This window comes from Rhodopseudomonas pentothenatexigens (assembly GCF_900218015.1).
Classification (GTDB): Bacteria; Pseudomonadota; Alphaproteobacteria; order Rhizobiales; family Xanthobacteraceae; genus Rhodopseudomonas; species Rhodopseudomonas pentothenatexigens.
On record NZ_UFQQ01000069.1, the window covers coordinates 1 to 1,018 of the forward strand.

Sequence of the window (1,018 nt, forward strand, 5' to 3'; positions counted from 1 at the left end):
CGATGGTGTCGTCGCCGTTGCTGCCGGTGATCTGGTCGGCGCCGGCTCCGAACAGGATGCTCTCGATCCCGCTGAAGGTGTCGGTGCCGATGCCGCCGCCGCTCGCCGTGCCGGTCGCGTAGTTGACCGTCACCGCGCCGGTGGCGTCCGACAGGTCGAGCACGTCGTAGCCGGCGCCGCCGTCGATGGTGTCGTTGCCGGCACCGCCGCGCAGCACGTCGTCGCCGAGACCGCCGGTCAGCGTGTCGTTGCCGGCACCGCCGATCAGCAGGTCGTCACCGGCATCGCCGTACAGGACATCGTTGCCGTCGCCGCCTTCGAGCGTGTTGGCTCCGGCATTGCCGAGCAGGATGTCGTTGAAGGCGGTGCCGATCGCGTTCTCGATGTTCGACAGCTGGTCGGCGCCTTCGGGGTACTCCGGCTGGTAGACCAGGCCCGCCGCGAGGTCGATCTTGAGTTCGAACTCGCTGCCGCTGTAGTCGACCGTGTCGATCCCGGCACCGCCGTCGTAGCGGTCGAGACCGTCGCCGGCGATGAAGGTGTCGTTGCCGTCACCGCCGAGGATCAGATCGGCGTCCGCGCTGCCGGTCAGGACGTCGTCGCCGGCGGTGCCGGTCACCAGCGTCCAGGTGCCGTCGGTGAAGCCGACCCGCTCGACGTTGGTGAGCGTGTCGGTGCCGTCGGTGCCGAACTGGTCGGTGATCGAGACCGAGCCGTCGGCGTTCAGCGTCAGCGCGTAGCCGACGAGATTGCCGGCGAAGCCGGCGGTGTCGATGCCCGCGCCGCCGTCGATGGTGTCGTCGCCGGCACCGCCCTTGATCAGATCGTCGCCGTCGTTGCCGTAGATCTCGTCGTTGCCGGCATCGCCGTAGACGGTGTCGTTGCCCTGGTTGGCGTAGATCCGATCGCTGCCTTCGCCGCCGTGGACGGTGTCGTTACCGAACGAGGTGTAGATCTCGTCGTTGCCGGCGCCGCCGTCGATCTCCATGTTGGTCGAGATCCAGTCGTTGGAGATCAG

General features: G+C 68.2%; 1 protein-coding gene. It reads right to left on the reverse strand.

Annotated elements, in window-relative coordinates; translation table 11 throughout:
* The coding region (locus tag DWA33_RS24835; RefSeq protein ID WP_147270310.1) for a calcium-binding protein at positions 1 to 1,018 on the reverse strand (1,018 nt) is incomplete at both ends.